Origin of the sequence: Microbispora rosea, from assembly GCF_900156315.1 — a bacterium.
Classification (GTDB): Bacteria; Actinomycetota; Actinomycetes; order Streptosporangiales; family Streptosporangiaceae; genus Microbispora; species Microbispora rosea.
The window spans coordinates 20,226-44,381 of the sequence record NZ_FTNI01000045.1 but is presented as its reverse complement, the minus strand read 5'-3'; the positions used below and the strand labels follow the sequence as shown (position 1 = coordinate 44,381).

General features: G+C 71.2%; 21 protein-coding genes and 1 pseudogene. 9 read left to right on the top strand and 13 right to left on the bottom strand.

Annotated elements, in window-relative coordinates; genetic code table 11:
- From BXA11_RS38625 to kdpF, 3 genes and pseudogenes are all read right to left on the bottom strand, one after another.
- Positions 1 to 450: pseudogene (locus BXA11_RS38625) on the bottom strand (potassium-transporting ATPase subunit B); the annotation flags it as partial.
- A complete protein-coding gene (kdpA, locus tag BXA11_RS38620) occupies positions 450 to 2,111 on the bottom strand; it encodes a potassium-transporting ATPase subunit KdpA (protein ID WP_076442717.1) in 1,662 nt (553 codons plus the stop codon). The gene kdpA and the pseudogene BXA11_RS38625, both read right to left, overlap by 1 nt.
- Positions 2,111 to 2,200 (bottom strand): K(+)-transporting ATPase subunit F, encoded by a 90-nt coding sequence (gene kdpF, locus BXA11_RS38615; RefSeq protein ID WP_051762724.1) that lies wholly within the window; start codon positions 2,198 to 2,200, stop codon positions 2,111 to 2,113. The genes kdpA and kdpF overlap by 1 nt, the downstream gene beginning before the upstream one ends.
- A gap of 409 nt (positions 2,201 to 2,609) precedes the next feature.
- On the opposite strand from kdpF, the gene BXA11_RS38610 reads away from it, so the two are divergent.
- Entirely contained in the window at positions 2,610 to 2,870 is a 261-nt protein-coding gene (locus tag BXA11_RS38610) for an SAV_915 family protein (protein ID WP_143734772.1), read from the top strand.
- Positions 2,871 to 3,030: 160 nt separating this feature from the next.
- Here BXA11_RS38610 and BXA11_RS38605 read toward each other — a convergent pair whose 3' ends face one another.
- The gene (locus BXA11_RS38605; RefSeq protein WP_373320709.1) at positions 3,031 to 4,944 is read right to left on the bottom strand and encodes an APC family permease; all 1,914 of its coding nucleotides are present in this window, start codon (positions 4,942 to 4,944) and stop codon (positions 3,031 to 3,033) included.
- 378 nt (positions 4,945 to 5,322) lie between these two features.
- Between BXA11_RS38605 and BXA11_RS38600 the strand changes: the two genes are divergently transcribed.
- The 3 genes from BXA11_RS38600 to BXA11_RS38590 all read left to right on the top strand — a co-directional run bounded on the left by BXA11_RS38600 (position 5,323) and on the right by BXA11_RS38590 (position 7,641).
- Complete coding sequence (locus BXA11_RS38600) at positions 5,323 to 5,793, top strand: Lrp/AsnC family transcriptional regulator (protein ID WP_051762722.1); 471 nt, start codon at positions 5,323 to 5,325, stop codon at positions 5,791 to 5,793.
- Positions 5,790 to 7,118, top strand: a complete 1,329-nt coding sequence (lysA, locus tag BXA11_RS38595) for a diaminopimelate decarboxylase (protein ID WP_076442711.1) — start codon at positions 5,790 to 5,792, stop codon at positions 7,116 to 7,118. Before BXA11_RS38600 ends, lysA begins: the two co-directional genes overlap by 4 nt.
- A 79-nt stretch (positions 7,119 to 7,197) precedes the next feature.
- Complete coding sequence (locus BXA11_RS38590; protein ID WP_143734771.1) at positions 7,198 to 7,641, top strand: hypothetical protein; 444 nt, start codon at positions 7,198 to 7,200, stop codon at positions 7,639 to 7,641.
- A gap of 102 nt (positions 7,642 to 7,743) precedes the next feature.
- Here BXA11_RS38590 and BXA11_RS38585 read toward each other — a convergent pair whose 3' ends face one another.
- From BXA11_RS38585 to BXA11_RS38565, 5 genes are all read right to left on the bottom strand, one after another.
- Complete coding sequence (locus tag BXA11_RS38585) at positions 7,744 to 8,106, bottom strand: nuclear transport factor 2 family protein (protein WP_076442707.1); 363 nt, start codon at positions 8,104 to 8,106, stop codon at positions 7,744 to 7,746.
- 128 nt (positions 8,107 to 8,234) lie between these two features.
- Positions 8,235 to 10,091 carry a glycoside hydrolase family 15 protein gene (locus BXA11_RS38580; RefSeq protein ID WP_076442723.1) on the bottom strand — a complete coding sequence of 619 codons (1,857 nt, stop codon included), beginning with the start codon at positions 10,089 to 10,091 and terminating at the stop codon, positions 8,235 to 8,237.
- Positions 10,092 to 10,222: 131 nt separating this feature from the next.
- A complete protein-coding gene (locus BXA11_RS38575; RefSeq protein ID WP_076442705.1) occupies positions 10,223 to 10,831 on the bottom strand; it encodes a tautomerase family protein in 609 nt (202 codons plus the stop codon).
- A 154-nt stretch (positions 10,832 to 10,985) separates the two neighbouring features.
- Positions 10,986 to 11,450 carry a DUF417 family protein gene (locus tag BXA11_RS38570; RefSeq protein ID WP_076442703.1) on the bottom strand — a complete coding sequence of 155 codons (465 nt, stop codon included), beginning with the start codon at positions 11,448 to 11,450 and terminating at the stop codon, positions 10,986 to 10,988.
- A gap of 120 nt (positions 11,451 to 11,570) precedes the next feature.
- Positions 11,571 to 12,026 (bottom strand): cupin domain-containing protein, encoded by a 456-nt coding sequence (locus BXA11_RS38565; protein ID WP_076442721.1) that lies wholly within the window; start codon positions 12,024 to 12,026, stop codon positions 11,571 to 11,573.
- A gap of 242 nt (positions 12,027 to 12,268) precedes the next feature.
- On the opposite strand from BXA11_RS38565, the gene BXA11_RS38560 reads away from it, so the two are divergent.
- The gene (locus tag BXA11_RS38560) at positions 12,269 to 13,297 is read left to right on the top strand and encodes an RNA polymerase subunit sigma-70 (protein ID WP_076442701.1); all 1,029 of its coding nucleotides are present in this window, start codon (positions 12,269 to 12,271) and stop codon (positions 13,295 to 13,297) included.
- A 48-nt stretch (positions 13,298 to 13,345) separates the two neighbouring features.
- Here BXA11_RS38560 and BXA11_RS38555 read toward each other — a convergent pair whose 3' ends face one another.
- The 3 genes from BXA11_RS38555 to BXA11_RS38545 all read right to left on the bottom strand — a co-directional run bounded on the left by BXA11_RS38555 (position 13,346) and on the right by BXA11_RS38545 (position 16,261).
- A complete protein-coding gene (locus tag BXA11_RS38555; RefSeq protein WP_076442699.1) occupies positions 13,346 to 14,260 on the bottom strand; it encodes an alpha/beta fold hydrolase in 915 nt (304 codons plus the stop codon).
- Positions 14,261 to 14,480: 220 nt separating this feature from the next.
- On the bottom strand, positions 14,481 to 15,110 hold the full coding sequence (locus tag BXA11_RS38550; RefSeq protein WP_076442697.1) for an HD domain-containing protein: 630 nt from the start codon (positions 15,108 to 15,110) through the stop codon (positions 14,481 to 14,483).
- A gap of 173 nt (positions 15,111 to 15,283) precedes the next feature.
- Positions 15,284 to 16,261: an L-threonylcarbamoyladenylate synthase gene (locus BXA11_RS38545; protein WP_076442695.1), complete on the bottom strand. Its 978-nt coding sequence runs from the start codon at positions 16,259 to 16,261 to the stop codon at positions 15,284 to 15,286.
- Between the two features lie 445 nt (positions 16,262 to 16,706).
- Here BXA11_RS38545 and BXA11_RS38540 point away from each other — a divergent pair, with 445 nt between their 5' ends.
- The 4 genes from BXA11_RS38540 to BXA11_RS38525 all read left to right on the top strand — a co-directional run bounded on the left by BXA11_RS38540 (position 16,707) and on the right by BXA11_RS38525 (position 23,245).
- A complete protein-coding gene (locus tag BXA11_RS38540) occupies positions 16,707 to 20,894 on the top strand; it encodes a SpoIIE family protein phosphatase (protein ID WP_076442693.1) in 4,188 nt (1,395 codons plus the stop codon).
- Positions 20,894 to 21,196, top strand: coding sequence for an STAS domain-containing protein (locus BXA11_RS38535; protein ID WP_076442691.1), 303 nt, complete (start codon positions 20,894 to 20,896; stop codon positions 21,194 to 21,196). The genes BXA11_RS38540 and BXA11_RS38535 overlap by 1 nt, the downstream gene beginning before the upstream one ends.
- A gap of 161 nt (positions 21,197 to 21,357) precedes the next feature.
- Positions 21,358 to 22,563 carry a cytochrome P450 gene (locus BXA11_RS38530; RefSeq protein WP_076442689.1) on the top strand — a complete coding sequence of 402 codons (1,206 nt, stop codon included), beginning with the start codon at positions 21,358 to 21,360 and terminating at the stop codon, positions 22,561 to 22,563.
- 52 nt (positions 22,564 to 22,615) lie between these two features.
- The gene (locus BXA11_RS38525; protein ID WP_076442687.1) at positions 22,616 to 23,245 is read left to right on the top strand and encodes a TetR/AcrR family transcriptional regulator; all 630 of its coding nucleotides are present in this window, start codon (positions 22,616 to 22,618) and stop codon (positions 23,243 to 23,245) included.
- A 12-nt stretch (positions 23,246 to 23,257) separates the two neighbouring features.
- On the opposite strand, the gene BXA11_RS38520 is transcribed toward BXA11_RS38525, so the two are convergent.
- Positions 23,258 to 24,103 carry a helix-turn-helix domain-containing protein gene (locus tag BXA11_RS38520; protein WP_076442685.1) on the bottom strand — a complete coding sequence of 282 codons (846 nt, stop codon included), beginning with the start codon at positions 24,101 to 24,103 and terminating at the stop codon, positions 23,258 to 23,260.
- Positions 24,104 to 24,156 lie beyond the last annotated feature (53 nt).

Here is a 24,156-nt window from a genome sequence, read left to right as displayed (position 1 = left end):
CACCTCCCCGGCCTCGACCACGACATGATCGCCCTGCCGCAACTCCGGGGCGCCCACGACCTCCCACCGGGCCGGATCGCCCGGGTCCGCCAGACGCCGGGCCGTGGTGTCGCGCTTGGCCGCCCGCAACGTCGCGGCCTGAGCCTTGCCCCGGCCCTCGGCCACCGCCTCGGCCAGATTGGCGAACAGCACGGTCAGCCACAACCACACCACGATCGCCCAGGCGAAGAACGAGGGATCACCGAACGCCAGCACGGTCGTGAACGCCGCACCGACCTCGACCACGAGCATCACCGGGTTACGCCACAGCGTCACCGGGTTCAGCTTCCGCAGCGCGTCGGGCAGCGAGGTGACGAGCTGCTTCGGGTCGAGCAGGCCGCTGCTCACCTTGCCGCCCTTCCCGGGAGCGGGCGCATGGCCCGGAGCTTCCGGCGCCTGGAGCACTGTCATCACTGGATTCCTTCTGCGAGCGGGCCGAGAGCCAGAGCGGGGAGGAAGGTCAGCGCCACCACGATGATCGTCACGCCGACGACCATGCCGACGAACTGCGGGCGGTGGGTGGGCAGCGTCCCCGCGGAGGCCGGCGTGGGGGCCTGCCTGGCCAGCGAGCCGGCGAGGCCGAGCACGAAGACGATCGGCAGGAACCGGCCGAAGGCCATGCACAGTCCGAGCGCGGTGTCGTACCACGGGGTGTTCACGGTGATGCCGGCGAACGCCGACCCGTTGTTGTTGGAGGCGCTGGTGAACGCGTAGAGCACTTCGGACAGGCCGTGCGGCCCGGAGTTGAGCATGCTCGCCCGCTGTTCGGGCGAGGCCATGGCCAAGGCGGTGCCCACGAGCACGAGCGCCGGGGTGGTCAGGAAGTAGAGCGAGGCCAGCTTGATCTCGCGCGAGCCGATCTTCTTGCCCAGGTACTCCGGCGTACGGCCCACCATGAGGCCGGCGACGAAGACGGTGATCACCGCGAGCACGAGCATGCCGTACAGGCCGGCGCCCACCCCGCCGGGCGCCACCTCGCCCAGCATCATGTTGAACATCGTCATCATGCCGCCGAGCGCGGTGAACGAGTCGTGGAAGGAGTCGACGGCGCCGGTCGAGGTCAGCGTCGTGGCCGCGGCGAAGGTCCCCGAGTTCGGCACGCCGAACCTGACCTCCTTGCCTTCCATCGCGGCGCCGACCGCCTGAGGAACGGTGCCGTGGTGCGCGATCTCCAGCCCGGTGACCAGCGCGACGGAGGCGAAGGCCAGCACGCCCATGATCGCGACGATCGCGTAGCCCTGCCGCCGGTCGCCGACCATGCGGCCGAAGGTGCGCGGCAGCGCGAACGGCAGCATGAGGATCAGGAAGATCTCCAGCCAGTTCGTCCAGGAGGCCGCGTTCTCGAAGGGGTGGGCGGAGTTGGCGTTGTAGAAGCCGCCGCCGTTGTTGCCGAGCTCCTTGATCGCCTCCTGGCTCGCCACCGGCCCGCCGGTGATGCCCTGCGTACCCCCGGCCAGCGTGGAGATCTCGTGGACGCCCGAGAGGTTCTGGATGACGCCGCCGGCCACCAGGAGGAGCGCCCCGACGAACGCGATCGGCAGCAGGATGCGGATCGTGCCGCGGACCAGGTCCACCCAGAAGTTGCCGAGATTCTCCGTCTGCTTGCGGGCGAAGCCCCGCACGAGCGCGACCGCGACGGCCATGCCCACCGCGGCCGACACGAAGTTCTGCACCGCCAGGCCGGCCATCTGCACGAGGTGGCCCATCGCGGACTCACCCGAGTACGCCTGCCAGTTGGTGTTGGTGACGAAACTGACCGCGGTGTTCCACGCCACGTGGTCCGTCACCCCGGGAAAACCGAGGCTCAGCAGCAGCTTGTCCTGCAGGCGCTGGAAGCCGTAGAGGAACAGGATCGAGACGGCCGAGAAGGCGAGCACGCTGCGGGCGTAGACGCCCCATCGCTGCTCGGTGTCCGGCCGGACCCCGATGAGACGGTAGATCACTCGCTCGAAGGCCAGGTGCCGCGTGCCGCTGTAGACGCGGTACATGTAGTCGCCGAGCGGCCGGTGCGTCAGCACCAGGGCGACGACAAGGGATGCGATGAACAGGATCCCGGCCGTGGTCGGCGACATCAGAAACGCTCCGGGAACAGCAGGGCCGCGACCATGAAGATCACCAGGCCGGCGGCCACGACCAGACCCACGGCGTTGACAGCGCTCACAGGCGCTCCACCGCCCTCACCACGAGCCCGCAGATCGCGAATATCGCGAGCGTCAGGGCGACGAAGATGACGTCAGCCATCTCACTTCCTCAAATCCGGATGCTTGCCTGGCCGCCGGACAGACGGCCACAAACCAGCAAAGCGCCAGGTTCGAGGAGGCCCTGATGTTCTTGACGCCTTTCATACGCCGGACGCCGGAATAGCTACGCGGTTCCTACGCCGCCGGCCGGGTGGAGAAGCAGTCGAATGGCCGGCGCGCCGTCACCCGCGGGCGCGACCAGGACCGCGGCCATGCGTCAACGTCGCGTCAGCTTTCCGCGGCACGGCGTCGGGATTCCGTAGCGATGGCGTTCCCGCTGGTCGCGTGGAATCTAACGTTGCCTTCGTAGAGTCCTCTGGAAGGCATGAGATGCTCGAAGATCCCTTATATGTGCCGGTTCGCCGCAGTTCGTTCTCCCTGGCGCTACGCCTGTTCCGTACGGCCGCGGGCACGCGGACGGCGGTGGCCTTCACCTCGCCGCTCCGGCTGACGAAGGTGCTGGGCAGCGGCCAGGAATGGGTCCGCCTGAGTGAGCCCGCGCTGCGGAGCATGACCGATGATCTCGGCGTGATCGGCATCGTGATCGACCCCGCCGGCGTGATGAGCCGGCCGATCCCCAGGACCGCGTGATGTGCATCCTCCAACAGAACCTCACCGACCAAGACCGATTCGCAGAGCCGCCGACGGCCGGGAATCCGCCTTCACGCGGGCAGGAGAACCCCAGCGGTCTCCGGCACGACCTCGACCGGCAGGACCCCGAGAAGCACACCGAGAGGCGGGGACCAGCCCACTAGCCGACGTGGACGTGAGGCCTGCGCTCGAGGTCCGGCTCCGCCTTGCGCAGCACCTCGCGGGTGAGCGGAGGCACGTCGCCGCCGCCGAACACCAGGTAGCGCAGCATGGCGAGCACCGGGTTCCCCTCGGCCCAGTGGAAGTAGATGTGCGGCACCGCGCCGGTGCGGTCGCGGAGGTGGAGCAGGAGCGCGGCCAGTGAGTTCGGCACGGCGGAGCTCTCGATCCGCAGGATCCTGTGCCCGTAGCGCTCCTCGCCCCGGACGTGCAGTTCCGTCTCGAACTCCGAGGCGTCCGGCACGGTCACCTCGACGAACATCACCGGCTCGTCGCTGCGCAGCCGGTGGTTGAACCACTGCTCGCGCAGCTTGTCGTTGTACTCGTCCTGGTCACGCTGATGGGGCTCGTTGGCGATCAGGTGGATCAGGCCGCCGGCCCCGTTGACCCACTGCTCGGCCAACGGGTCCAGGTCGACCTCGGTCACTCGCAACTCCGTGGAACGGGTGGCCCGGGAGATCACCGAGGTGATGATGATCGCGGCGATGAAGAAGGAAGCGATCTTCACGCCGTCCGGCCGCTCGACCACGTTGTCGACCAGCGTGTAGGCGAGGACCGCCGCGATCAGCCCGAAGCCGATCGAGGCGGCCGTCTGGCCCCTCCTGAACGCCGACAGGGTCACCGCGACCGCCGCCGACAGCATCAGCACCAGCACGCCTGTGGCGTAGGCGCCGCCCTGGGCGTCCACGTCGGCGTCGAAGATGATCGTGATGGCGAACGCGATCGCCGCGAAGACGAGCACCAGGGGCCGCACCGCGCCGGTCCACTCGGGCGCCATGCCGTACCGGGGGAGGTAGCGCGGCACCAGGTTGATGAGGCCGGCCATCGCCGAGGCGCCCGCGAACCACAGGATCGCGATCGTGGAGACGTCGTACACGCTGCCGAACCACTCGCCGAGGAACGTGTGCGCCAGGTAGGCCAGCGCACGGCCGCTCGCCTTGCCCCCCTCCCCGAACTCCTCGTGGGGGATCAGCATGGTCGTGACGAAGCTGGAGAAGATCAGGAAGACGCTCATGACGAGGGCGGCCACGGTGAGCAGGCGCTTGGTGCCCGTGATGCGCTGCCGTACGTCGCCCCTGACGACGGGCATCACGGCGACGCCGGTCTCGAAGCCCGACATGCCCAGCGCGAGCTTCGGCATGACCAGCAGCGACAGGCCGATCATGGCCAGTGGGCCGCTGTAGCCGGCGTCCAGCGTGTGCGTCCAGTCGACGACCATCTGGGGCGCCTGAAGTACGTGGATGATCGACGTGACCACGACGACGGCGTTGAGCGCGAGGTAGACGAGGACGAGGATCACCGCGATGCCGATCGCCTCGGTGAAGCCCATCAGGAACACTCCGCCGAGCAGGGCCAGCAGGAACAGTGTGACGGGCACCCGCTGTCCCTGGAGCCAGTGCGGCGCGAACGGGTTCTCCAGGATGTGCGCGGTCGCGTCGGCGGCCGACAGCGTCATGGTGATGACGAAATCGGTGGCCGCGAAGCCGAGCAGGGCCAGGACGAACAGCTTGCCCCACCACTGCGGCGCCAGCTTCTCCAGCATCGCGATCGAGCCCTGGCCGTACGGGCTCTCGGCCGCCACCCGGCGGTAGACCGGCAGCGCGCCCAGCAGCGTGAGAGCGACCAGGAAGACCGTGGCGAGCGGAGACAGGAACCCGGCCGCGAGCGCCGCGATCCCCGGCTGGTAGCCGAGCGTGGAGAAGTAGTCCACACCGGTCAGGCACATCACCCGCCACCACGGGTGCTTCGCGTGCGGCCCGTGCTCGATCTCCTTGCGATCGGTCTGGAGACCTTCGAGCAACCAGGTACGCACCGGACCCGTCGGCGTGGCGACAGAACGCCCCAACCTGGCCACCTCCGGCATCAAGGACGCGTAAAGCAACGCATGCACACTACTGGCGTGTTTATCGCTGTCAGAGAGGCCAGGGCGTCAAGAAGGCGTCAAGAGCGGAAGTTGTTCGATCACCGAACGTGACGACGGGCCCTCGGGTGACGAGGTCTCGTGGGCGGGCTCACGCGTCTCGGGGGGGTGCGGCGTCCGCTCCCGCGGGGCGACCGGCCGGCCGTCCCCTCACAAGCAGTGCGTGTCAATCGGGCGTCAGATTAAGCGGGCCCGCCGTAGGGATCGCGTCAGGATCGCCCGCCTCTGGGCTGGCCCGTGCTTAGCGTGTCGTGTGTCCCATTTCCGGGCTGTTGCCCGTTCGGCTCGTCAGGGCCGTTCAGGAGGCGGTGTGTGGTGAGATCCCTCGACGACGTCGACCGGTCGCTGCTCCAGGCGCTGACGCGAGACGGCCGTGCTCCGGTGCGGGCCCTCGCCCGCGACCTCGCGCTCGGCGACAGCACGGTCTCCGCCCGGTTGCGCAGGCTGCGTGACAGCGGCGCGCTGGCCGCCGTCCGCGTCGAGGTGGACCCCGCGGCGTTCGGCCGCCCGATCCAGGCCGTCGTACGCGTCCGGCTGCGCCACGACGTGACGTGCGCGACCTACGAGCGGCGGCTGCGTGGGATACCGGCGGTGTTGAGCGCGCTGGTCCTGCTCGGCGACGCCGACATCGAGGTACGCGTGGCCTGCCGGAGCATGGACGACCTCGAACTGGCGGTGGCGACGCTCCGCGACGCGGGCGCCGACACCACCTGCACCCAGATCGTGACCCGTACGGTCACCGGACTCGGCCAGGCGCTCCTGGCGGAGAAGAGAACGAAATGAGCCTGCTGATCACACCACCGCGTACGACGGAGACGGCCGACGGCCCCTGGCCGGCCACCGCGCGCTTCGACGCCTACGGGCATGCGGAGGTCGGCGGCGTCGACCTGATGGAGGTGGCCGCGCGCTTCGGCACCCCGGCGTACGTGATGGACGAGGTGGACGTGCGCCTGCGCTGCCGCGCCTACCGCGCCGCGCTGCCCCGGGCCGAGGTCGCGTACGCCGCCAAGGCGTTCTGGTGCCGGGCCATGGCCGCCTGGGTGCGGTCAGAGGGGCTCGCCCTCGACGTGTGCTCGGCCGGTGAGCTGGCCGTGGCGAGGGCCGCCGGCTTCCCGGCGGACCGGATCATCCTCCACGGCAACGCCAAGACCCCGGCGGAGTTGCGCGCCGCGGTGGACGAACGCGTCGGCCGCATCGTCATCGACGATCTCGCCGAGATCAACCGCCTCGCCGCGCTCGTCCCCGCCGGGATGCGGCAGAAGGTGCTCGTGCGGGTGATTCCCGACATCGAAGCCGGGGCGCACGCCGCCATCCGCACGGGCGGGGAGGACCACAAGTTCGGGCTGTCGATCGCGGCCGGTGGGGCGAGGGAGGCGGTGAACCGCATCCTCCGCCAGCCGCGCCTGGAACTGGTCGGCCTGCACTGCCACCTGGGATCCCAGATCACCGCCGCCGAGCCGTACGAGCAGAGCGCCCGTGTGCTGGTGGAGCAGCTCGCGCGGATCCGCGACGCGCACGGCGTGACGCTGCCCCAGCTCGACCTCGGCGGCGGTCACGCGATCGCGTACACGCGCGGGCAGACCGGCCTGGCCCCCTCCCGGCTCGGCGCGCTGGTCGCGACCGTCGAGAGGCGCTGCGCCGGCATCGGCCTGCCGGCGCCGCGGCTGACCGTCGAACCCGGACGGGCCGTCGCCGGGCCCGCCGGCGTGACGCTCTACCGGGTGATCGCCGTCAAGAAGGGGCTGCGCCGCACGTACGTCGCGGTCGACGGAGGCATGAGCGACAATCCCCGGCCCGCGATGTACGGCTCGCGGTATGAGATGCGCATGATCGGCCGGGCGACGCACGAGGGCCAGCGCGACTTCACCGTGGTCGGCCACCACTGCGAAAGCGGGGACACGCTGGCCGAGGCCGCCGCGCTCCCCGCCGACATCCGCCCCGGAGACGTGCTCGCGGTCGCCGCCACCGGCGCCTACAACCACTCGATGGCCTCGACGTACAACATGACCGGCCGCCCGCCGGTCGTCGCCGTCAGCCGGGGCAAGGCCCGCCTCGTCGTGCGCCGCGAAGGCCTCGACGACCTGCTGCGCCGTGACGTCGGCCTCTGAGAAGTCTGCAGGGAAGATCGTGCACGCCTCATCGACAGGGCGCGTCCTGACGCCGGCACTCCTGATGACCGTCGCCTGCGTGACCAGCGCGATCGTCAGCGCGCTCCTGATCCACGACGCGGACGCCTACACCGACGGCCACCGGCAGGTGACCGCCCAGGTCGTACGGGTGTTCCGGACCCCCGTCGCCGCGGCCCGGTCCGCTGCTCTGCCCGCCACGGCGGTGGAGGTCGTCTGGACCGGCCAGGACGGCCGCACCCACACGGGCAGAACGGTGACGACCTCCGGGCACCGGGCAGGAGACCGGCTGGCCCTGTGGGTCGACGGCGGCGAGGAGCCGGCTCCCGGCCCCGCGCCGACCGCCATGGTCGTCGTGATCGCCCTGCTCGCGGGACCGACCGTGGCCGGCGGCATCTGGACCGCCGGTCATCTCGTCCGGTCCGGACGCCGCGCGTGGACCGCGCGGCGCGCCGTGGCCGGGTGGGAGGGTGAATGGCGGACCATCACGGCCAGAGGACGCTGAGAGCGGCGACGGTCAGCCGATCCGGTCTCCGATCTTCGCGCCCATCAGGCGTCGGCTTCTGTCCCGTTCTCGTGCCACCTCGACCGCGTAGACGGTGGAGTGCTAGACCGCGTAGACGGGGGCGAGATCGACGAATATGCGATAGTCCGAGATCAGGCCGTCGTCGCGGGTGCGCCAGATCGATACGGCTACGGCGCTCGCGTCCTTGCCGTCGAGCCTCCGGTAGGTCACCTCGGTCTCGGCGATGACGTCGGCGTCCACCCGCCAGTTCCGGACGATCCGGTGCTGCAGGCCGCCGATGGTGGAGTAGAACTCCCGCAGTCCGGCGACGATGGCCTCGCGGCCCGCAAGCGGTTCGGCATTGCCGAATACCAGCGTGGCGTCCTCGGCCAGCAGTCGCCCGAAATCGTCGGGATCGAACGAATCGACTGATCGGAAAACGCGTCGCACCGCGTCGTCGGACATGCGGGTCCCTTCTCACGCAGCCGGGATCACTGAGGGGGACGATACGGGGCGAACGGTGGCGTACAACTAGCGCAAGGGTGGGGATTTCGTCTCCGAGTCCGCGATCTGGCTGCTTCCCCTGCGCCTGTTCAGGCCGCCCCGCCGGCCCGTGCGGTTCGTTCGGCCTCGTCGATGGCCCAGGCGGCGTTGATGAGCCCGATGTGGCTGAACGCCTGCGGGAAGTTGCCGAGCAGCTCGCCGCTCCCGGGGTCGACCTCCTCCGACAGCAGGCCCACGTCGTTGGCGAACGCGGCGGCTCGCTCGAACGCCTCCCTGGCCCGGCCGACCTGCCCGGACACGGCGAGCGCCTGCGCCAGCCAGAACGAGCACAACAGGAAGGTGCCCTCCTCTCCCGCGAGGCCGTCGACGCCCTCGACACCGTGGACGCCGTCCGCGGTGCGGTAGCGGTAGACCAGCCCCTGATCGTCGGTGAGCCGTTCCGCGATCGCGTCGATCGTGGACAGCACCCGCGGGTCGTCGGGTGGCAGGAAGCCGATAATCGGCACCATGAGGGCACTGGCGTCCAGCTCGTCGGAGCCGAAGGACTGCGTGAACGCCCCCACCCGCTCGTTCCAGCCCTCGCGCAGCAGCGTGTCGCGGATCTCGGCGCGGGTCCGCCGCCAGGACTGCGTACGATCCTGCGCCCGCAGGAGACCGGCGAGGGCGATGCCGCGATCCAGCGCCACCCAGCACATGAGCTTGGAGTACAGGAAGTCGCGTGGCTCCCCGCGTATCTCCCAGATGCCCTGGTCCTTCTCCGTCCAGCGCTCGGCCGCGGTGTCGGCACAGGCGACGAGGAAGCGCCTGACGTCGTCGTCTATGCCGCCGATCTGGCGTTCGAGGCGCGCGGCCGCGTCCAGCAGCTCGCCGTACACGTCGATCTGCCGCTGGTTCCACGCGCCGTTGCCGACGCGTACCGGTCGGCTGCCGCGCCAGCCGCGCAGGTGCGGAAGGGTGCGCTCGGTCAGGTCGTGCTCGCCGCGGACGCCGAACATGATCTGCAGCGCGCGGTCCTTGTCCAGAGACGGGGCCGCGGTGGTGAGGAAGGAGAAGAAGTCGCTCGCCTCGTCGGGGCAGGCCGCGACCCACAGGGCGCTCATGGTCAGTGACGCGTCCCGCACCCACGTGTAGCGGTAGTCCCAGTTGCGCTCACCGCCGGCCCACTCGGGCAGCGACGTCGTGGCGGCCGCGACGATCGCGCCGCTGGGCTGGAAGGACAGCGCCTGCAGCACCCGCCCGCTGTGGTGCACCAGGTCGCACCACGGGCCGTCATACGCCTGGTGGAGGCTGGACCACGACTGCCAGGCGGCGATCGTGCCGTCCAGCCGGGCCGCCAGTTCCGCCTGGTCCCACACCCGCGCGGGAGTCTCCTGCAGCGTCGAGCGCTGCATCCCGAAGTGCAGCGTCTCGCCCTCTCGCACCGTGAACACGCCGTGTCCGCTGCAGTCGTCGATGCGGAGGGGGACCGGCGTGGTCAGCACGAGCCACTCGGCTCCGCCGTGGGCGGTCACGCCGCCGTCGACGACGGACAGGATCGGGTGAATCAGGCCGTACTCCGGCCGGGGCCGGTAATCGACCTCCATCGGCACCTCGCCCCCGAGGCCGGACACCCGCCGGGCGAGCAGGTGCGGCACTCCGACGCCGAGCCGGTGGCCGCCGTCGTCCGGTCCGGTGAGCAGGGCGTCGATGAGAACGACCACGCCGCTCCCGGTGTGGAACGTGGTCTCCAGCACCATCGTCTGCGGCAGGTAGCGGCGCGTCGTCTCGAAAGGGACGGCCGGGCGGATCGACCAGTGCCCGGCCTCGTCGTCCAGCAGGCGGGCGAAGACCGACGGCCCGTCGAACCGGGGGAAGCACAGCCACTCGGCCGATCCGTCCCTGCTGATGAGGCCGGCGGAATGGCGATCGGACACCAACGCGAGGTCGGCGATGGGGGTGGTGCTCATCAACGCCCGATACCCGGAGAAGACCACAGCGTTGCGTACGGGCAGGGCAAATCGCGGCAAAGGCAATCAAAGCCGAGCGTTCCGTACGCCCGATCGCGGTTGACGGGCCCCACCGGCGACCGCGGCCGTCGTCAGGACGCCTCCGCCTCGCGAAGCCGTTTGGCGTAGTGGCCGCGGCAGTGCGGGCAGCAGAAGCCGTACGTCCGCCCGTCGCGCTCCAGGATGACGGCGTCGGCGAGCGGCACGGTCGCGCCGCAGACCGGATCCACGATCATGTCGTCCGGGACCGGCGCCGCGGAGCCGGTCTTGGCTTCCTCGATCAGTTGCAGGACGTCGGCGGAGCGGCGGACCCGCCCGTACAGTCCGTAGCCTCCTTCGGGCACGCTGATGACGTTCACCACGACCCGGGGCTCGGATGCGCCCGTGGCCTGCGCCAGTTCCTCGGTGATCCGGGAGATGAGGTGCTCGCTCATCTCCTTGCCCCACATCCCGACGATCACATTGACCACGCACCACGGGAGCTGGGCACGATCATGCGGGGTCTCGCCCGCGACCCAGACTTCCTCCTCCCGCACCACCACGTGGGTGAGTGAGTCGAACAGGTCGATCACGCCGGGATCGGCGCCCGCCGTGCCGGACTCGGCGGACAGCAACCGCCGCCCCCTGAGCTGTTCGGCGAGTCGCCGTCGAGCCGGCTCGTCGAAGACGCCCACAGGCACTCGAAGCTCGATGAACAGCATCGGCAGCGTCCTTTCCGAAGAGGAGATGGCCACTGGAGATGCTGCCGCCCGCGCTCGCCGCCGTCGTCACCCGAGGGAAGCCTGTCGCGGCTACCGCATCAGGAGTGAGGGCAGGCCGGCGTACGACCTTCGGAGTACGTCACGTGGCACCGAGCTACCGGCTCTCGGCGGCTTGCAGGGCGTCCGCGGCCGCCAGCAAGGAGGCTCCGAGGAGCACGATGTCCTTCAGCAGGAACTGCCCCGTGATAGACAGCTTCGGATCCCCGTGGGTCTCCTGCCACGCCTCGGGCGTCGTGGCAAGGAAGCTGAGAGTGGTGGCGAACATGCCGGCGGCGGCGAGGCTGCCGACGGCCGACACTCTCGGCGCGATCGGTTTCGCCGCGATCAGCGAGCCCAGGGCGATCTCGGTGACGCCGATCAATCCGGCGAACTTCTTCTCCCCCAGCCGGGCGATGAGCCACGCGAGCGGGGGGCTTGCGGTCACGAGGGGGCGGATGTTGTCCACCTCGTAGTCTTCGAATTTCAGTCGGCCGATCTCCAGAAGGTTGAGCGCAAGACCATACCGAATGGTCGAAATCCCCAGGCCATGCACTATTTTGCCGATGCGCTGCAGTTCCATCGAAGCCTCGCTCAACGCGTCGATTTCGCTTGGTACAGGACTCGAAACATCAGCCAACGCCGGCGGGCGACGACCATACGCCGGGCCGTGTCCGCGGCGCCGCTCGCCGCGGAGGACGGGCTACGACGTCGGGTCGTCGACCTTGAGCTTGTCTCCGGTGTCAGAGACGAAGACGACCAGAAGCCTGGCCCGCTCGGTGCGGTTGGTGTTCTCGGTGAGGACGTGGTGGGCGCCCGGCTGCTCGACCCAGTTCTCGCCTTGGTGATAGGTGCGCGCGGGCTTGCCGGCGAGCTTGCTGCGTACGCTGCCTTCGAGAACGTAGGCGTAGACGAACGCCTTGCCGTGCCGGTGCGGCCTCGCACGCGCGCCGGGCGGGAAGTCGACGATCGCCGAGGTGAAGGTCTTGCCCTTCACATTCGGGAGGCTCTGCCGGAGCAGTGGCGTGAGGGTCTCGGTGGGGTGCCTCGATGCCACGGCCGCGGGCGGCGTCGTGGCGTGGGCGGGCTCGTCCGAGGGGGAGGGAGGCGTGGCCGCGGTCAGCGTGGCGACGGCCAGCAGTCCACCGATGATCTGCATTCCGATCACAACGGGCCTCCTGTTCGGCCTTCTGCGCCCAGCCGTTCACGGGCCGCGACCTCACACAGTTTGCGAATCCAGCGTAGTCAGCCGAGTTCGGGATCTACGCGGACACTCCCGGAAGCGAGCCGGCACGCACGCTCGGACATCGTTCGGCCATGCCGGCCGACGCCGGTGATGAGTTGTCGCGCCCGCACCCGTCACACCTACGACGGAACACGTCGAGGCGGAAGGATGACGTGATGAGTGCGGACACGCGGCTGGAGGAGCTGGGTGTGGGCGGTCTGGGTGCCAGTGGTCTGGGTGTGGGCGGTCTGGGCGACGTCGACGAGCCGGCGTTCTCGGCGCTGGCGGAGCGGCACCGGCGGGAGCTGCACGTGCACTGCTACCGGATGCTCGGGTCGTTCGAGGACGCCGAGGACACGGTGCAGGAGACGTTCCTCCGGGCCTGGCGGCGGCGGGAGACCTTCGAGGGGCGGTCGACGTTCCGCGCCTGGCTGTACCGGATCGCCACCAACGCCTGCCTGGACCTGCTCGCCAAGTGCCGCCCGGAGCCTGCGACCGGCGGCGAGGTGCTGTGGCTGCAGCCCTATCCGGACCGGCTGCTCGACGAGCTGCCCGCGGGCGACGCGGACGAGCCGGAGAGCGTCGCCGTCGCGCGGGAGACGATCGAGCTGGCCTACCTGGTCGCCGTCCAGCACCTCGCGCCGCGTCCGCGGGCCGTGCTGATCCTGCGGGACGTGCTCGGCTGGCCGGCGAAGGACGTCGCAGGGCTCCTCGGCGACTCCGTCAACTCCGTGAACAGCGCGCTGCAGCGGGCCCGCGCCGGCATGCGGGAGCACCTGCCCGCCGAGCGGCAGGACTGGACCGGCGGCGAGGAGGACGCCGGGACGCGCGAGATGGTGCGGCGCTTCACCGACGCCAGCGTGGCCACGGACATCGACGGGCTCGCCGCACTGCTACGGGACGACGTCCGCTGCTCGATGCCGCCCACACCGGGCCTGTGCGTCGGCCGCGAGGCTGTGGTGAAGGACTGGGTCGAGGACGGTTTCGACCGCCTGGAGAACCTGCGCGCCGTCCAGACCTCCGTGAACCGGCAGCCCGCCGTCGCCTTCTACCTCTGGCAGAAGCGGGAGGGCGCGTATCTGCCGCTGACGATCGACGTCCTGCGCATCACCGGCGGGGCGATCACCGAGATCGTCACCTTCCACGCCGACCGGTTCCCGCGGCTCGGGCTGCCGGAGCGCCTGCCGGCGGACGGCACGGAGTAGTCCCGGCGCATCGCCGGACCGCAGCCTTCGCACCCGTGGGATCCGTGGCTATTCAGCTTGAGCCTGACGCGCGGCCCGCGTGGTGACGCGTTCGATCGCCTGGACGGCCAGATCGGGCTGGTCGACGTAGATGTAGTGGCCGCTCTTCGCGGCCGTGCTCAGCTTGCTGCCGCTGGACAGCGCGAGCCACTTGCGCTGGCCCGCGGCCCATGCCTGCTCCAGGCGCGGGCCGTACTTGGGGACGGCCGCGAGGTACGGCGTGCCGTGCTGGATCACCTCCACCGGGATGTCTCCGGCGGAACTGACCCGGCCGTCTTCGACGACGAGCTTCTCCGGGTTCTCGCCCTTGAACATCGCGAGGTTCTGCGCGCGCAACTCGGCCGCGGGGCCGGTGGCGGAGCCGGGGATCGCCTTCGTCATGTCGTTCAGCATGGTGGGCGGGGTGGCGTCCATCAGGACGAGCCCCTTGACCCTGTCCTGGTGCTCGGGGGCGTACCTGGCGGCGATCAGCCCGCCCAGCGAGTGGCCGGCCAGGACGACCGGGCCGTCGCCTGCGACGCGGTCGAGCACGCCCGTCAGGATCTTCCCGGTGCTGGAGAAGCTCTGCGGGCCGTCCGGCTGGTCGCTCGCGCCCTCGCCGAGCCGGTCGTAGGAACAGACCCGGTTCTGCGTGCTCAGCGTCTTCTGGACGGCGGCCAGCTTGTCCAGCCCGTCGCCTGCCCCGGCCAGGAGGATGACGACGGGCCTGCCCTTCTCCGGGTCGCCGGAACAGGACACGTTCACCGACCGGCCCCCGACCTCGATCTTCTCGGTCCCGGAGATCGGGGCGGCATCGGCTGTCGGCGTGGCGGGGGCGAGGGGGTCCCAGTTCTCCAGCGCTTCGCCGTCGCAGCCGGCGACCGCCGCGCCGAGCACGGTGCAGCAGAGCGCGGCCACAACGGATGTCTTGATCCTGGGAAGCATGAGGTCCTCCAGTGAGGGAGTCGACGCCGGGGATGACGCGCACGGCGGCGTAGCGGGAAGAGCGGCGCAGCGCCGTGGCTGCGTCGTAACGCTACGGATCGGGCGTTCCCGGATCGTCACCGCTCAGTGGACATTCACCGGTAGCTCGCACGGGGGACAAACGCGGGGGACGCGGGCGGGAGGATCGCCCGCGTCGTCCCCGGTCACGGTTCGCGGTGACCTACTCCGGCCAGGGGGAGCCGAGGATCGTGTCGACGAAGTTCCCCCGCCGGAAGCCGGGCACGTAGCGCTCGAGAACGTCGGCCTTGACGTTGCCGAACGTGGTCTCGGGCCTGGGCGCGATGCCCTCGGTGAACGCCCGCAGGATCGCCTCCTTGAAACCCGGCCGCGGATGCAGGGCGGTGATCTCGGCCCGCCGGGCGTCGTCGAGCTCGTGATAGCCGATGCCGAGCACGTCGTACTCCACGCCCGCGGTGACCAGCGCCACCTCCGGCTCCATGAACTCGGGGATGCCGGGGGTGGTGTGCAGGGCGATCGCCGTCCACACCCGGCGGACGCTGTCCTCCGGCACACCGCGTTCCAGCAGGAAGCGGCGGGCGGCATCGGCGCTGTCCACCTCGAAGCGCCGCCCGCTGCCGCGATACTCCTCGTTGAGCCCCAGGTCGTGGAACATGGCGCCGATGTAGAGCAGCTCCGGGTCGAAACTCAGGTCCCTTCTCCGCCCCATCAGGCTGCCGAAGAAGTAGACACGGCGTGAATGGTGGTAGATCAGGTCGCTGGTGACCTCGCGGACGAACTCCGTGGCCTCCGTCGCCAACCTGGTATCGGGTACGGTCTGGCCGATCGTCATGGTTCTGCTCCCCTCCGGTGGTGCGCCGTGCCGGGCTCCACTGTCACCCGCGGCGGCCGGGGGACATCGCACCAACACGTGGAGAAGGCGGTCGCTTGCCTTGTCCATGGCCTGGTCGCGGACGGCGGGCGAGGGCGGGCGGGGGGACGGCGATCAACGAGGAGGGTCGCCGGTCACTCGGAGAGCCGGGGCCCCGCGGCGCGGCGGAGCCGGTTCGCGATCGCGAGCCCGAGCCCCTCCTCCACCGGCAGGGACGCGATGATCAGGTCGCACCCCCGCTGGTCGAGCTCGCGCAGGAATCCGTACAGCCCGCGCGCGTAGGCGTCCATCGAACCGGGGACCGCCACCACGGCGTGCGCCTTCACCTGGGCGCCGGCGAAGGAGGGGGGCAGGAAGACGCCCACCTGGTGCCCGAGCTCCTGTGCGAGCTCCGCCTCGGCGACGACCTTCCCGGGCTCGACGAGGACGACCCGCGCGCGCGGTGCGTAGTGTGACGGATGCTGGCCGGGCACCCGGACGGCGCTCGTCGCCGGAACCGCGAGCGGGTGCCCGAGCACCGCTTCGAGGTCCTCGCGCGTCACCCCGCCGGGCCGGAGGATGCTCGGGACGTCGCCCGTGGCGTCGACGATGGTGGACTCGACGCCGACCCCGCAGGAGCCGCCGTCCAGCACGAAGTCGACGGCGTCGCCGAGCTCCGCACGGACGTGGTTCGCCGTCGTGGGGCTGACCGAGCCGAAGCGGTTGGCGGACGGGGCCGCGACGCCCCCGCCGAAGGCCGACAGCAGCGCGAGCGCGACGGGGTGATCGGGCACGCGTACGGCCACCGTCTCCAGGCCACCGGTCGCTTCGAGGGGCACCCGGCGGCCACGCCGCAGGACCAGCGTGAGCGGCCCGGGCCAGAAGCGCTCGGCCAGCAGGCGCGCCGTCTCGGGCACGTCCTCGGCCCAGTCGCCCAGGTGCTCCGCGCCGGCGATGTGGACGATCAGCGGGTGGGAGGGCGGACGCCCCTTGACCTGGAAGACGCGCGCGACGGCGGCGGGATCCTCGGCGTTGGCGCCCAGACCGTAGACGGTCTCGGTCGGGAGGGCCACGAGGCCTCCGGCGCGCAGCACATCGGCCGCCTTCTCGATGTCACCGGTTCCTGCCGTCACCCTCGCGATCCTTTCACTGTTCCGCTCTCCACCGCTCTCCACCGCTCGCCACATGCCGGGCTCTCGCCGGCGCATGGCGAAGAACCACGGCCGACGGCGCCGCGCGGGCCCGGACGGACGAAATCCGTCACAGCGGCACGGGGGAACACCGCCGGCACGTGTCCACTTCAGCGTAGAACCCGCAGGTCCCATCCGATCCACCCCCAGGTGCCGCGGGTCCTCGCGCTGCTCCGCCCACACCCTCGGCTTGCCGGCGGGCGACAGGCCGAGGACACACATTCCGCACGATTAATCCGGATTCGACGGGCCGGAGTATCCTGCTGCGCACATGTCACCGACCTCCCCCACCCCTCTGCGGGACCCGCCGCGTGGCAACGGCACGGCACGGCACGGCATGGGTGCGGCGCGGGTGGGGCTGGGCTCGGCGTGAACGAAAGGGTGTCAAGTGACGCGCTGTGAGGACGCTGAGCAGGGGCTGCCGGTAGCGGCCGGGGCCGGGGTGTTCCTCGCCGACGACGAGGTCGGCCGGGACCTGGCGTCGGTGGACTGGGGGGCCACTCCGCTCGGGCCGCCGCAGGAGTGGCCGCAGAGCCTGCAGACGGCGGTGAGCATCCTGCTGTCGTCCCGGTTCTCCATGTGGATGGCGTGGGGGCCGGAGCTGACCTTCTTCTGCAACGCCGCCTACCGGCGCGACACGCTGGGCCGGAAGTATCCGTGGGCGCTGGGCCGGCCCGCCAGCGAGGTCTGGGCGGAGATCTGGGACGACATCGGCCCGCGCATCGACACCGTGCTGGCCACGGGGCAGGCGACCTGGGACGAGGCGCTGCTGCTGTTCCTGGAGCGGGCCGGCTATCCGGAGGAGAGCTACCACACGTTCTCCTACAGCCCCCTCCGTGACGACTCCGGCGCCGTGGTCGGCATGTTGTGCGTCGTCAGCGAGGAGACCGAGCGGGTCATCGGCGAGCGGCGCATGGCGACGCTGCGGGATCTCGGGTCCGACCCCAGCGTGGTCCGCACCGAGCAGGAGATGCTGGGTTTCGCCTGCCGCCAGCTGGGCCGCAACCTGCACGACCTTCCGTTCACGATGACCTACCTGTTCGAGGACGGCGGCGGCGCACGGCTGGCAGGGGTGACCGGCATCTCCGCCGGGCACCCGGCCGCCCCGCTCACGCTGCCGGCCGACGACCCGGACGCGGTGTGGCCCGCGGCGGCGCTGGCCCGGGGAGAGTCGGTGATCGTGCCGCTCGACCCTGTTCCACTCCACCGGGCCCCCTTCGCCGGTCTCCCGGCCGGAGCATGGCCCGAGCCGCCCACGCAGGCGCTGGTGGTGCCGCTGCTCCAGCAGGGCAGTGCGCCGTACGGGTTCCTGGTGGCCGCGCTCAACCGCTTCCGTTCTCTGGACGAGGCGTACCGCGGGTTCATCGAGCTGGCCGCGGGACACGTCGCGGCGGGCGTGGCGAGCGCCCGCAGCTACCAGGCCCAGCAGCGGCGGGCGGAGGAACTGGCCGAGCTCGACCGCGCGAAGACCGTCTTCTTCTCCAACATCAGCCACGAGTTCCGCACGCCGCTGACCCTGATCATGGGGCCGGTGGAGGAACTGCGCGGCCGTCTGCAGGCGGCGGACCCGCAGGTGCGCGAGGAGCTGGAGGTCATCCGCCGCAACGGGTTGCGGCTGGGCAAGCTGGTCAACACCCTGCTGGACTTCTCCCGCATCGAGGCCGGCCGGATGCAGGCCAGCTATGAGCCGGTCGACCTGGCCGCCGTCACGGCCGAGCTGGCGAGCCTCTTCCGCTCCGCGATCGACAAGGCGGGCCTGGACTTCCGGGTCGACTGCCCTCCCATGGACGAGCCGGTCTACATCGACCGCGGCATGTGGGAGAAGGTGGTGCTCAACCTTCTCAGCAACGCGCTGAAGTTCACTTTCGAGGGCGCGATCGGCGTCACCGTGCGCGGCGAGGCCGGCCACGCGGTGGTGACCGTCACCGACACGGGCATCGGCGTCCCGGCCGACGAGGTGCCGCGGCTGTTCGAGCGGTTCCACCGCATCGAGAACGCGCGCTCGCGGTCCAACGAGGGAAGCGGCATCGGGCTGGCCCTCGTGCAGGAGCTGGTCGGCCTGCACGGCGGCACCATCAGCGCGGACAGCGCCGAGAGTGAGGGCACCCGTTTCACCATCCGCCTGCCGTACGGCTCCGCGCACCTGCCCGCAGAGGCGATCACCACGTCCGGCGCCGGCTCCGGCGCGACCACCGCGGACCCGTACGTCGAAGAGGCGCTGCGCTGGCTGCCCGGGGACGAGACCGGCGAGGCCACCGGGGACACCATGGGGCTGCCGTCCCACGACGGCTCCGCCGCCCGGTCCGGGGGCTCGTCCGCCCCGGCGCGGGTGCTGGTCGTCGACGACAACGCCGACATGCGCGGATATCTCGTCCGTCTCCTCAAGGGCGCCGGTTATCTCGTCAGCACCGCCGGCGACGGGATGGAGGCCCTGGACGGCATCCGCGCGGACGCCCCCGACCTCGTGGTCAGCGACGTGATGATGCCGCGACTGGACGGTCTGTCTCTGGTCGCGGCGCTGCGGTCCGATCCGCGTACGGCCGCCGTGCCCGTGCTGCTGCTGTCGGCTCGAGCGGGTCAGGAGGCGTCCATCGAGGGGCTGCAGGCCGGGGCCGACGACTACCTGGTCAAGCCCTTCGCCGCCGCGGAGTTGCTCGCGCGGGTGAGGGCGAACATGGACATGGCGCGGCTGCGCCAGCACCAGGCGCGCTGGCGCAGCGCGCTGGTGGACTCGCTGCAGGAGGCGTTCTTCGTCTGCGACGAGCAGGGCGCCGTCGTCGAGATCAACAGCGCCTTCGCCGACATCCTCGGTTACGGCCCCGAGAACCTGCCCTACACGCCGATCCACCCGTGGTGGCCGGACGCCGCCACCGATCCCGCGGCCCACCAGCAGGTCGCCGACGCCTTCAGCGGCCTTGTCGGCCCGGGCCAGGGCAGCTACACCATCCCGGTCACCCACCGCGACGGGCACCGGCTGTGGGTCAGCGTCACCTTCAACCAGGCGCAGGATCCCGACACCGGGCGGCACGTCGTCGTCGGCACCTTCCGCGACGTCACCGCCGAGCACTACGCCATCCAGCGCGAGACCGCTCTCGCCTCGCTGAGCACCAGCCTGTCCCAGGCCGGGAGTCTCTCCGACGCGCTGGTCGGCGCCCTGCGGGAGCTGCGGAGCCTGTGGCGCGCCCGGTCGGTCCTCGCCGCGGTCTTCGATCACGGTGAGGAGGCGACCCTGACCGTCGCGGGCGAGCCGGTGGACTGGCGCGGGCTGCCCGGCGAGCGCCGCCGCGTCCTCACCGATCTGCTGCGGCGGCCGCTGCTCACCCCGGTCGCCGACCGCGACGGGGCCGGCATCCTGCTGGAGCACCCCGAGGGCCAGCTGGCCCTGTGGATCGACCTGGGCGACCACCGGCCTTTCACCGGCGAGGACCAGGTGCTGCTGTCGCTGCTGGCCGGGCGTCTCGCCCAGGGACTGGTGCGCGCCCACCAGATCGACCAGCAACGCGAGACCGCCATCGCGCTGCAGCGCGCCATCCTCGGCCCCTCCCAGCTTCCCGACGGGTTCGCCGTACGCTACGAGCCCGCCACCAGGCCCCTGGAGGTCGGCGGCGACTGGTACGACACCATCGCCCTGCCCGGCGGGCGCATCGGCATCGTGGTCGGCGACTGCGTCGGGCGCGGGGTGGAGGCCGCCGCCGTCATGGGACAGCTGCGCAGCGCGTGCCGCGCGCTGCTGCTGCAGGACGACAGCCCGGCCCGCGTGCTCATGGCCCTGGACCAGTTCGCCGCCGGGGTCCCCGGCGCCAGGTGCACCACCGTCTTCTGCGCCGTCCTCGATCCGGAGAGCGGGCGCCTGTCCTACTCCAGCGCAGGACACCCGCCGGGGATCCTCGCCCACCCCGACGGCAGCACCGGCCTGCTCGACGGCGGGCGTTCCGTTCCGCTGGCCGTACGCCCGGGCGCGACCCGCCCGGAGAGCGAGACGACCATCCCCGCCCGCGCCACGCTCATGCTGTACACGGACGGCCTGGTCGAGCGCCGCCGCCGCCCGCTGTATTCGGGCATCGACCAGGCCAGCCAGGCCGTACAGGACGGCAGGAACGTCGCCGTCGACGACCTCGCCACCCAGGTCATGATCCGCCTGGCGCCCTCGGACGGCTACGACGACGACGTCGCTCTGCTGCTCTACCGGCACCCGGCCCCGCTGGAGATGACCTTCCCCGCCGAGTCGTCCCAGCTGGCACCCGTCCGCAAGGCGCTGCGGAGCTGGCTCGGCCAGTGCGACCTGCCGACCCAGATCGTCCAGAATGTCCTGGTCGCCGCCGGTGAGGCGTGCGCGAACGCCATCGAGCACGGCCACCGGCACGCCCCCGGCGACATCGTCCGCCTGCGGGCCGAGGCGTCGGTCGACAACCTGCGCCTCACCGTCGCCGACACCGGCCGCTGGAAGTCCCCCGAGCCCGAGGCGAACTCCCACCGCGGCCGGGGCGTCGCGCTCATGCGCGCCATGATGCAGCAGGTCACCATCACCCCCGGCCCGTACGGGACCACCGTCGACATGCAGATGAGGATCGCCTGATGACCACACCCCTGACCCTCACTCCTGGGGTTCGCCCGGACGGCGCCGCTCTCCTGACCGCGGCCGGTGAGATCGACATGAGCAACACCGACGCCCTCGCGGCCGCTCTCGAGAGCACCCCGGGGCCCGTCGTCCTCGACCTGACCTCGGTCGAATACCTCGACAGCGCCGGGCTGAGCGTCCTGTTCGCCCACGCCGACCACATCACGCTCATCGCCAACCCTCTGCTGACCCCCGTCCTGACCATCTCCGGGCTGGCGGACCTCGTCGGGGTCGCGGGTGGTGACTCCGGCGTCCGATAGCGGGCGCTCAGCGGGCGTTCCCGCCTCCTCCTCCGGTCATCGCCTTAAATGAGATTTTGCTCTCGCTTGCGTTGATCTCTTTACACGAGTCATGTGATAGTTGACTATCAAGTGGCTGCTCGACGGCTCGTGGTGAAACGGCGATCCGCTCTGGAGGCATCATGACCACTGTCGAACCCCGGATCTTCCCCTTCGGCCAGGTGGACCGGCTGGAGGTGGACCCCCTCTTCTCCCGGTTGCGGCAGGAGGAACCGCTGTCCCGGGTCCGGCTGCCCTACGGTGAACCCGCGTGGCTCGCGACCCGCTATGAGGATGTCAAGGTCGTGCTCGGCGACCCGCGGTTCAGCCGGGCCGCGGCGATCGGCCGCGACGAGCCGCGGATGCGGCCCCACCGGTCCCGCCCCGACGGCATCCTCAGCTTCGACCCGCCCGAGCACAGCAGGCTGCGCAGGCTGGTGTCGAAGGCGTTCACCGTACGGCGGATCGAGTTGCTGCGGCCCCGCACCCAGGAGATCGCCGACGATCTCGTCGGCGCGATGCTGGCGAAGGGCGCCCCGGCCGACCTCGTCGAGGACTTCGGGCTGCCGCTGCCGATCACGGTCATCTGCGAGTTGCTGGGCGTGCCCGTCGAGGACCGGGTCGACTTCCGCACCTGGTCGGACGCGCTTCTGTCCACCACGCGGTTCACCCCCGAGGAGGTGGTGCGCTGCATGGGGCTGCTCCGGGAGTACATGGCGGGGCTCATCGCCCAGCGCCGGCAGACCCCGAAGGACGACCTGCTCAGCGCGCTCGTCGCGGCCCGCGACAACGAGGAGCGCCTGTCGGAGGAGGAGATGCTGTCGCTGGCCGAGGCGCTGCTGGTCGCCGGCCACGAGACCACGGCCACGCAGATCCCGAACTTCGTCTACGTGCTGCTCACCCACCCCGAGCAGCTCGCGGCGCTGCGCGCGGACCTCGACCTGATCCCCAGGGCCGTCGAAGAGCTGATGCGTTTCGTGCCGCTCGGCGGCGGCGCCTCCATCGCGCGCTACGCGCTGGAGGACGTCGAGCTGGGCGGCGTCACGGTGCGCGCCGGTGAGCCGGTCGTCGTGAGCCTGGTGTCGGCCAACCGCGACGAGTCGGTCTACACGAACCCCGACGACCTCGAGTTCGACCGTCAGCAGGCCTCACACGTGGGGTTCGGGCACGGGGCGCACCACTGCCTCGGCGCCCCGCTCGCCCGGATGGAGCTGCAGGTCGCGCTGCGTACGCTGCTCACCCGGCTGCCGGGGCTCCGCCTCGCCGGCTCCGAGGACGACGTCGTGTGGAAGACGGGGTTGTCCACCCGGGGACCCGAGCACATGCTTGTCACATGGGACCGGCCCTGACGCCCGTACGGACCTAATCGATAGTCACCTATCACTTGGCTATCCTGTGGGGGTGACCACCGAGACCTCGCGACGGCTGCGCGCCGACGCCGCACGCAACTCCGGCAGGATTCTGCGCGCGGCCCGGGAGGTCTGGGCCGAGCAGGGGCCCGATGCGCTGCTCGAAGACATCGCCCGCCGCGCCGGTGTGGGCATCGCGACCCTCTACCGCCACTTCCCCGACAAGGCGGGCCTGGTCAGGGCGGCCCTCGACCAGAGCTTCGCCGAGGACATCGCCCCCGCCATCGAGCGGGCGCTCGACGACGACGATCCCCGGCGCGGTCTGGCCACCGTGCTGGAAGCGGCGATGTCCACGGCGGCCCGTGAACGCAACACCCTGGCCGCCGCCCGCAACTCCGGCGCCGTCACCGCCGAGGCCAGCAGCCCGTTCATCGAGTCGCTGACCCTGCTGGCCCGGCGCGGGCAGGAGGCCGGTGTCATCCGCGAGGACCTCGTCCCCGGCGACCTGCCGAGGATCATGGTCATGCTGATGGGCGTGCTGTGGACGATGGAACCCGGCAGTGACGGCTGGCGGCGCTACCTCGCGCTCGTCCTCGACGCCCTGTCTCCCGGCGCGGCCTCCCCGCTGCCGGCCGCCGTGCCGCTCAGGTCGGCGCGCAACCGGGGCGGCTGGCCCGTGTGACGCACGGGCGGCCTACGGCAAGGGGAAGGACGCGTCGTGATCCTGCCCAGGAGCGGTGAGCCTGGCGAGCGCGGCGGCCGAGGGCGTTCCGGGCTCGGCCTGGTAGGCGATGACGACCTGGCCGTCCGTCCCGCCGACGGTCAGGCTGTGACGCCGCAGGACGAGCGGCCCGGCGACGGGATGGGCGAACTCCTTCGTCTCGTCTCGCGTCGGGCGGACGTCGTGGCGTTCCCACAGGCGGCGGAAGTCCTCGGAGGCCGCCGACAGCTCCTCGACCAGCTCGCGCAGGGCAGGGTCGCCGAGGTCGGCCCCGGCCCGGAGCGCGGCGGCAGAGCCGGCCGCGACGGCGCCCCACTGGGGGAACAGCGCCCGCGCGCCGGGATCGAGGAAGACGTCTCGGACGAGGTTGCGGCCGGGCCGATACATGGGCGCGAGGGCCATCGCCGGCCCGTTGGCGGCCAGCACGTCGAACCGGCGTCCCCGCAGGTAAGCGGGTATACCCACCCACGCGTCGAGGAGAGACCCGGCCCCCGGGGCCGGTCGATCACGCGGTCGGCGGGCCTGGCCGCCGTTCGGTCTCGACGCGTCGCGGGCCAGGGCGTGCAGGTGGGTTGTGAGGTCTGCGTCGAGGCGCAGGGCGGCCCCGAGCGCGTCGAGCACCTGCTCGGAGGGATTGCGGTCCCGGCCCTGCTCAAGCCGGGTCAGGTAGGCGAGGCTGACGCCTGCGAGCGCGGCCAGCTCGTCGCGGCGCAGCCCGGCTACGCGGCGTCGCCCGAGCGCGGGCAGCCCGGCGTCCTCCGGGCGTACGAGCGCGCGGCGGGCCTTGATGAAGCTGCCAAGAGCGTTGGTGCCGGGCATGTCACCCGCCACTGTACGCAGCGCCCGATGGTGACCCTGCCACGGTGATGGCT